This window comes from Sinorhizobium sp. P24N7 (assembly GCF_042436655.1).
Taxonomy (GTDB): Bacteria; Pseudomonadota; Alphaproteobacteria; order Rhizobiales; family Rhizobiaceae; genus Sinorhizobium; species Sinorhizobium meliloti_A.
In genome coordinates this window covers 54,904-63,065 of the sequence record NZ_JBHMIW010000028.1, presented here as the reverse complement: position 1 = coordinate 63,065, position 8,162 = coordinate 54,904, and the positions used below count along the sequence as shown (strand labels likewise).

General features: G+C 58.4%; 6 protein-coding genes and 2 pseudogenes. 5 read left to right on the top strand and 3 right to left on the bottom strand.

Translation table 11 applies throughout. The annotated features are described in order from the left end of the window. Positions 1-179, top strand: a 179-nt coding sequence (locus ACFHWW_RS32690; protein WP_379939831.1) for a transposase domain-containing protein, incomplete at its 5' end; no start/stop codon positions are given. Between the two features lie 308 nt (positions 180-487). Here ACFHWW_RS32690 and ACFHWW_RS32685 read toward each other — a convergent pair. After that, positions 488-777, bottom strand: a pseudogene (locus tag ACFHWW_RS32685) (hypothetical protein); the annotation flags it as partial. Positions 778-1,602: 825 nt separating this feature from the next. Then, entirely contained in the window at positions 1,603-1,815 is a 213-nt protein-coding gene (locus tag ACFHWW_RS32680; RefSeq protein WP_379943462.1) for a hypothetical protein, read from the bottom strand. A 90-nt stretch (positions 1,816-1,905) separates the two neighbouring features. On the opposite strand from ACFHWW_RS32680, the gene ACFHWW_RS32675 reads away from it, so the two are divergent. Beyond that, the gene (locus ACFHWW_RS32675) at positions 1,906-2,415 is read left to right on the top strand and encodes a thermonuclease family protein (RefSeq protein WP_379943460.1); all 510 of its coding nucleotides are present in this window, start codon (positions 1,906-1,908) and stop codon (positions 2,413-2,415) included. Between the two features lie 2,663 nt (positions 2,416-5,078). Here ACFHWW_RS32675 and ACFHWW_RS32670 read toward each other — a convergent pair. Beyond that, positions 5,079-5,378 carry a hypothetical protein gene (locus tag ACFHWW_RS32670; protein WP_379943458.1) on the bottom strand — a complete coding sequence of 100 codons (300 nt, stop codon included), beginning with the start codon at positions 5,376-5,378 and terminating at the stop codon, positions 5,079-5,081. Between the two features lie 74 nt (positions 5,379-5,452). Between ACFHWW_RS32670 and ACFHWW_RS32665 the strand changes: the two are divergent. From ACFHWW_RS32665 to ACFHWW_RS32655, 3 genes and pseudogenes are all read left to right on the top strand, one after another. Next, positions 5,453-5,695, top strand: a pseudogene (locus tag ACFHWW_RS32665) (hypothetical protein). Positions 5,696-5,947: 252 nt separating this feature from the next. Continuing rightward, positions 5,948-6,163 (top strand): hypothetical protein, encoded by a 216-nt coding sequence (locus ACFHWW_RS32660; protein WP_018099480.1) that lies wholly within the window; start codon positions 5,948-5,950, stop codon positions 6,161-6,163. A 709-nt stretch (positions 6,164-6,872) separates the two neighbouring features. After that, a complete protein-coding gene (locus ACFHWW_RS32655; protein ID WP_379943456.1) occupies positions 6,873-8,063 on the top strand; it encodes a calcium-binding protein in 1,191 nt (396 codons plus the stop codon). The last annotated feature ends 99 nt before the right edge of the window (positions 8,064-8,162 follow it).

Below are 8,162 nucleotides of genomic sequence, written 5' to 3'. Positions count from 1 at the left end.
CCGTGGACGGAGCCAGGGCCAGTGCTGTCGTCTACAGCATCATGCTGACCTGTCGCGCCTGCGGCGTCGAGCCCTTGGCCTACTTGCGCCACGTGCTTAGTGAATTGCCACAGCGCGCAACAGATACTGACATCACCGATCTCTTGCCCTTCAACTTCACCAAAGCAGCCGCTGTCTGATCCAATGCAGCCGTCGCACAGCGACCCCGGTCAAACGGGCCGCGTCAACGCGCATGGAAATGAGCGCTTACGCCTCAAAAACTAAGCGCTAACGGGCGTCGACGAAAAGACACCCATGACGGCGCCGGCCCCGCATACCCCATGAAGCAGAGTCAGGGATCACGACTGGGAGTTCCACCTGCAGCTATCGGCTCGGCCGCTGAGAATTCGCACAGAGCGTCTGCGCAACGCACTTTAGACGGCGCAGCCCAGCCCCTTTTTAGAGTCATTCCTCGTTCAGGCTACGCAGACGAGAAAAAACGGATTTAGAACGATGCAGGTGCTGACTTGAGATAGCGGCTCTCGACCGGATTGAATGCGAAGGCAGCCATGCCCCTCTCGTCGGCAAACGCGTCGGCTTCCGCTTCCATTTCGGCCAGCCAGCGGCTAATGCGTTTTTGAGCTGTGCGGCCGGGTACGAACAGGCATTCAGACGGTCGCTCCAGCGAGCGCGAGGGAACGCTTCCCGAACCCGGGCCGCCGTCACCCTGTCGTGCGGCAACTCAGTCGTTGCTCCAACACGTGGCGCGGGAGCGCTGTCATTCGCGTCTTCGTCTATAATTCCAAAACGCGGGAAGGCCGCCTCCCGTTCGCTTCATGCGTACGGTCCTTCACGGTGCCTTCCCTATTGTTTCGAAACGCTTGAAGCGCCCTCCGGTGGCCCTGACCATCGCAATCATCTTTCCACGCAAAGCTTTCGCAACAGGCCTCTGCAGGTTGAACAAGTAAACCGCATCGGATCCGGGCTTGGCGTGACGCAGTCCGAGTCGGCTGCATCGAAATGTTGTCGGGCCATGCCAGTGGAGAAAGCGGCGCAAAAGCCGTCGTTTGCGTAGGTAAGCCTTTCAGGCGGTTGGCGAAAGGCCGCAGACCAATTCAGCCGACGACATTTTCGCAACAGGGTCTGGAGCCACGACCTCCTTCTCCTCCGTCGAACCTCCAGAAGCGGAGCCGGAATTTTCTACCGGCGCCGGTCATTTAGCGGCTTGAGATACGGATCGCGCCGGCATCAGCCTAGACTGCATTGAACAGCGGCAATCTGATTAGACGCAATATCCGCCGATACCTCGATCTCACCTTCAAGCGGTGCATCGCTACGAGCGCCTTGTTCATGAGAGGCGTCGCCGCCCGATGGTTCCGAACCGGATGCCTGGTGCGCTCATTACCGCAGAAAGTGCTCCATACTCGCTCCTTTCAAAGCCGTAGACAACCAAGGTATACAACGTCTAATTAAACGGGGAAATAATCTAAGACATACCGACTGCAAATCCGATCACGACAGCCGGGAGAGCGCCGGGAGCGCGTGTGCGCAGGTCCATGGACGTGAGCGCGCACGGAAGCATGGTGAGCTAGCATCACTGCTTTGAATTGTTCAGGGAAACATTTAGTGTTGGGTGGCTATCGACTCAAGCTCATGGCGTTTTAATTCGTCGATTGCTTCCAGCGCTTCTTGGGCTGACCAACCTGCAGACACAGCCGCCTCCAGCAGCCTCGCCTCCGCCTCCTGTTCGAGTTTCATGTATAAAGGCTCCAATGCCTCCTGGACCGTTAATATATGCTCATCCGGAGCTACGATATGGACAGATGAGGGCGACATGGCACAAACCTTCCTCCTTCACACGGACGTGTTCCGACGAAACTCGGAACGTGGGCGTCTGTTCCACCGGATTCAAACCTTGGGAATTTGATGAATTGGCATCGGTCGATTGGCATTACGCTGGCTCTTCTACTTTTCGCTCATTCCGCGTTTGCTGCCGAACCGATTACCGGACGCGCGACCGTGATCGACGGTGACACGATCGAGATCCGAGGCGAGCGCATCCGCCTGCACGGTGTCGATGCGCCGGAGAGCTGGCAGAAATGCGAGAATGCCGACGGCAGCAGCTACAGGTGCGGAAGAGAGGCGGCCCAAAAACTCGATCGGTTTCTTGCCGAGTCCCGCCCTGCCCGCTGCCAGTTCGTTCAGCGCGATCGATATAAGCGGTTCGTGGGAGTCTGCTTCCGCGCCGACGGCCGAGACGTCAATCACTGGCTGGTTCAGAGCGGCTATGCTGTGAATTGGACCCGGTATAGCAATGGCGTTTACGCCAATGCTCAAGAGCTCGCACGGTCTAATAGGGCCGGGATCTGGCGCGGCGATTTCGAGCTGCCTTGCAATGCTCGCGCCGCGCGTGCAAAGCGTGAGGCATCCTGCTAACGCGAGGTTTTCATGCCGACAGACGAAGCTGCCAATGACATGCGGTCGATCGACGGAGAAATCGGAGCGAGTCTCCGATCCACGCGCCAAGTGTTAGGCATAAGTCAGCAAATCTTGGCGAAAAACGTGGGGGTTAGCTTCCAACAAATCCAGAATACGAAAAGGGGATAAACCGCCTGTCGGTGGGCATGCTCGTGAAGATCTGCCAATCGCTAGAGGTAAGCCCCATGGAGATCCTCGGCACCTACTTCCAGCACGAGCGGCCGAGTGGCAGCCGCATGGACTGGCTCCGAGAAAAATTGCTCACGGCCGAGCGAAAGCTCTCTGGGGTAAGACGCGCTTTAAGAGACGAATAATGCGATAATGCCGCTCACCCGTAAACGGCCCATGAGACATATGAAGCGGCTTGCGCTCTCTATTCTTTCGCTCTTTGCAGTCTCTGCACAGGCTGATCCACTCCGTACAAAACGGAAATGCTCTCGAGATTGAAACGCAGATGGCACAGGTTGAGGATGTTGTCCGCCGACGGCGGCGACGGCGAGCGCGCACAGCTGCCGAGGCTCGTCATGTCGAAAACCTGTCCCTCGGGTGTTGACCTTCACAGCTTGCATTTCCGACTTACCGGCCTCTAGGCTGCAAAGAGCTGCATGCCGGTGCGCACGGTGCGAACACGCGCGCTACAAAGTAGCCGTCGGAAGTCTGTCGCGTTCTCCCGACCGGTGCGGTGCCGGAAAATTCATGGGGTTTTCTCGAAGCTGTGTGACGGCTCGTGAACATTCTTAAACCCACGAACCACGGACCATAGTCCGATACCCAAGCTTTCGGTGCTGCTGTAGGTTCTGCGTTCCGCGTTCTGATTTCACGTAATGGTTGTGGAGTTTCGCCGTGATTAAGATCTTCGTTTTGATGATGACGCTGGTACTGGTTGGCATCTGGGGTTCTGTCGGCGTTATGATCTATCGGCTGCTTACGTGATTTCGAAGTGGAACGCTTAGAATGTACAGGCTACCCTTACAGGGTGGCGGAATCTTCAGCCGTCCCCTATAGTTTCCTTGCGGCAATGGAGGTTGCCCAAGGAGGATCATATGAGCGACACCGCTTTTGGGTTTCTGCTGGCGGCTGAACTGTCGGCCTTGCTGTGGGCCGCACTGCTCATGGGGGCCTTCTCGATTTTCTGACGATCCTTTCAGTTTCATCGCTCCTCAATGACTTCGCGCCCGCCGGGGCCGCAAATACCTCCTCGGCCGTCTCCTGCTGCGAGAGCTTCCCTATTTCTCGATTGCGGCCCCGACGCCAGGCACAGCATCGGGCACCGCATCTCGCGGAATGATCTTCGGGCCGGGTGATAATGTCCACGCGGCTAAAGGTTATGACCGGGCCTCAACCCCAGTCGAGCTCCGCCAGAGCAGCGCGAAACTCCTCCAGCAGTTTATCCAACTTCTTCACTCGATGGTTCCACCTGCCTTTTTTCGGGCAGGCGTTTTTCGGCAGCGAGCATGCGCTGGTCAACCGAGGGACGCGAGTTGCGCATCAACTTTACCTCCTCATGCTTGTCCCCTCTTCGTGATGCGCTGGCCTGCTAATGCTCTGGCTTGATGGTGTTGACAGTATTTCCCGGCAGCCTTGGCTGCACAGAACAGGAACGGACTGCCGTCGTTGACGGGCCACATGCACTCACCGGGTCTCAAGTCTACCAGGCGTTTGGCATGTGGCAGTCGCTCTAGGTCGTACTTGTGGGGAGGGATGATTACGGAATCGGGCCTGTGCTCGCGCATTGCAGTCTTGTCCTTCCGCGGAGCTCTCTTGCTCTCGTGCGGTCGGCATTGCGAGCTTGCGGCCTCAACGGGAACAACGCGCAAATTCGAAATGCGATCCCAACCATGCTGTGACAGTTGTGGCCGGAGCGCTTGGCGATCTGCGCGACGAGACATCATCCTCCAAGGCTTGCGGGAACTTCGACGTCGCCGGCGCGCATTGCGTCGCCACCATTGGTTCGAGTTCAACGCCAAGTTCGGTTGCAATGTCTTTCTGCCATCGGACTTGCGAGCCATCGCCTTGTGATGAGCGGTGCCCGGGCCTGTCGTGGATTATGCACTGGTAACCTCGGGCGAGGTATTCCAGCCGAAATTTATCCCATCCTCGAACGATCCTAGCGGAGGCGTGCCCGCAGAACCTTGAAAGCCGTCACGAGGCGAAGCGCTTCACGTGCTAACCTGGTTGCGCCATGCGCCCGACTCGGCTACCGGCGGGATCGCATGCGTAGCCGGCGGAGAGCTCACGCTTGCCGCCCTCGATTGCCCTATAGGGGGCGCCGTCCATGACAATGAGCGCGAGTTTACCTGCCTGCGATTGCCGGCGTTCCCCGCGACGTCTACACGCCGTGGTGGCCTTACCATGAGCTGCGACGCAGCAGCCGGCCACACTTAGAATTCCGCCTGACTGATAACCGCAACGTGGCCGGGCGATTAGTACGATCAAGGGCGTCGAGAACGCATTTTACCTCGTCTGAATATTTCGGATTGGCCATGGCTTTATGAAGGCTTCATCAAGGCAGGCACGTTCCCGCCACATCGCCGTGTTAAAGTCACCACGTCCGATGGAGGCGATAGTGGACGATCGCGAGATAGAACGGCGAGCAAAGATCCTCTGGACCCAAGAGAACCCTAGTCGACCATGGCTTGCGGTCGCACAGCGGTTGCAAATGGGTGAAGACCTCTCAACAGGAGCAACAGAAGAGGATCGGGAGCGCTATCGGCAACGAGTGCGCGCCGGCGATTGATCTTCACGCCACCTTGAGTGACAGGTGCCGCAAGCACGGGCGATGTGCGCATTGGCGATCTGAGGCGGCCGGTTGGCGGCATCGGCAGATTGGCGAATGCCGTACGCATCTGCGCCATAGCGATGAGAAGCGCGTAGACTTCCGTCCGATCGGGATGGATGGAGTTGGCGATGCGGTAGGCCATCATCCGCTCTCCCCGTTGCGCGGAACCTTACCGGATGCGGTTGGTTGAGACCGGGTCAGGAAAGGAATCCGACGATGAGTGATCCCAAAGACGGCAAACTCTCCCAACAGCAGACGCCATCCCGGCGGAAGGCAGTGCCACCGGAGATGGATTTCGAACCCGTTCCGTTGCCAGATCAAGCCGCCGAACCCGGCACCAAAGGAGCCGATGCTCCTCCGGCACGAAGCGGCCAGACAAAAAAGCGGGGGTAGCCGACGGGAAATGCCGGCAAGGACATCCCGGTGCATCACAATGACCGGGTCCAGCGGAAGGTTTGAGGCTGCGGCCATCGCCAGTTTCCCTCTCTCACATGCGGATGGGAGTTCAGTGAGAACGGCTATCGTCCAAGGGTACCACACGCGACGTCAATTCTCGTCGCGAGTTGGTCTCCGGGCGGCATCTCGGGCCAGGAGAACGAAGACTTAGCCGTTAAATCGAGGAGACCTGCTTTTTCCGCCCCCCTGCCTTGATCTTTCCATTATTACCTTTCGTTAATGCTCTCTGCCGACCGGATCGCAGGGGAGCGACCAATGGAAGAATTTTTTCAGCCAGTTCTCGTCAGAAACATCCGCCATTCGGATCTGGAGAGGCTTTGCAAGTCCGTGAAGACGTATGCGGGGTGCTACGTTCTAAAGGACCCAAGCGGCGAGGCAAAAACAGCTGGCCTCGATGCTCACTGCTGGTTCCCGTCACGCGACGACAGCATCCTATTCCAGCTCCAATGGGCAGCCCCTGACGGCGACTAAGCGGCAATCCGTCCCCGGATGATGAAATCACAACGAAGCGGAACATCAACAACCCGCGCACCGGGTGAAGGCTCTCCGTTACGATCCGTGCCTTCTGATCGTTGGTCCATCACGGTCTCCACGACGAGGTTCGACAATTTCGCATCGCCCAACAAGTTCTTAGCCATTCGCGTTGCCAAATCTCCAGCTCCTCCGAAAACCTCAATACTCCGAAATACGCGCAATCAATGGGTCTAGGCGGCGCATACGGCCAATTGCGTTGGGCGCTCGCTTGGTCGCACCGTGAGTTGGATCGTACCGGCCCACATACAGGGGCGGGCACTATCCATCAGGTCTAAGCCGTCTGGTCTGCCTTCCCCCCCATCAGGCCGAATTAAGATGTTAATGCAGCTGAGCTATAAGGTAGCTGCGTTTCAGATCTCGGGGCATCGAGCTCGGGGTACTGAACTGACTTTCAACCCCGCGAGCCTGGAAAAACAATGCCTGCCACGGCGACCTATGCAACGACTGGTAACGCCTATATCGACGGTCTCCTTGGCGACCGGAAATGGGCGATCAAGGACCACACGTCCGTTTCCCGACCAACTAGGATCGAATTTCATCATGTAGAAGCAATGGCTTGCTTGCAAATGCGCAATTCGCGGAAGGCATGTCACCGTTGCCTCATTCGACCTTCGCAACCCACGGCAGAATAGCAGGGGATAAACGAATGAACATCAATGGAACCAATGTCGCCAACAGGCTCATGGGGACAAATCTTGCGGACGCGCTTCGTGGCTATGATGGGAACGATTACCTCTGGGGTAATGCCGGTGACGACTATCTCGATGGCGGGCTTGGCAACGACTGGCTCTATGGTGGGCTTGGCAACGACTTTTTCAAGGCCGGAGCGGGCGATGACTACGCGGAAGGCGGCGACGGCAATGACAGCTTCGACGGCGGCGCGGGCGCCGACACGCTGATCGGCGGGCTCGGCAACGATATCTTTTCCGGCGAAGACGGCAATGACATCATCAACGGCGGCGATGGCCATGACCATATCCTCGGAGACGCCGGCAACGACCAGATCTATGGGGGCGCCGGCGAGGAATACATCGACGGCGGAGTGGGAGACGACATCATCTATGCCGGCTCTGGAAACGACGGCTTCAACAACCGCATTGATCCCGCGACGGGCAAGCTGACGCAGCAGGCGGTCGGTGGTGGTGCCGGCAACGATACGATCTACGGCGAAGAGGGCAACGACGCCCTGAAGGGCCAATCCGGAAACGACCGGGTCTATGGCGGCATCGGCGACGACATCGTCGATGGCGGCGACGGGAACAACTACCTCGATGGCGGTGATGGGAATGACGTGCTCGACTCCGAGGGCGGCATCGACGAAGCCCACGGCGGTAACGGTAACGATCGGATTGCCGCAGGCGCCGGCAACGATCGGGCATTCGGAGATGCCGGAGACGATATCCTGACGGGCGAAGCTGGCGACGACGTGCTTGCTGGCGGCCTCGGCAACGACCTTGTCATTGCCGGAGACGGAAACGACACGCTTCGCGGCGACGCGGGCAGAGATACCCTGCTTGGCGACGCGGGAAGCGACATCCTGTGGGGTGGCGCCGATGCCGACCGCTTCGTCTTCAAGGGCGCGGGTTCGCTCGTCGGACGGGACTCCGTGATGGACTTTCAGGACGGCACCGATCTGCTTGTCCTGGAGAACCTCGGAATCAAGCAATATTCGAGCTCCGGCACGGCCGGTACGATTTTCGCGTATGATGACGCCAGCGGAGACGTGATGTTGAAAGGCTACGATTCGACGGGCAATGCGCTGTCGATCCATGTCGACGATCCGACGAATACCCTCGCCGCCTCCCACTTCAGCAGCGCCGATTTTCTCTTCGCCTGATCGAAGCGGATGAAAGTTCGACTGCCGCCGCGCATAGCGCGGCAATTCACGTTCCGCTACACATGGCTACGTCACCCTTAGCGAAGTCCGAGCCGTTGA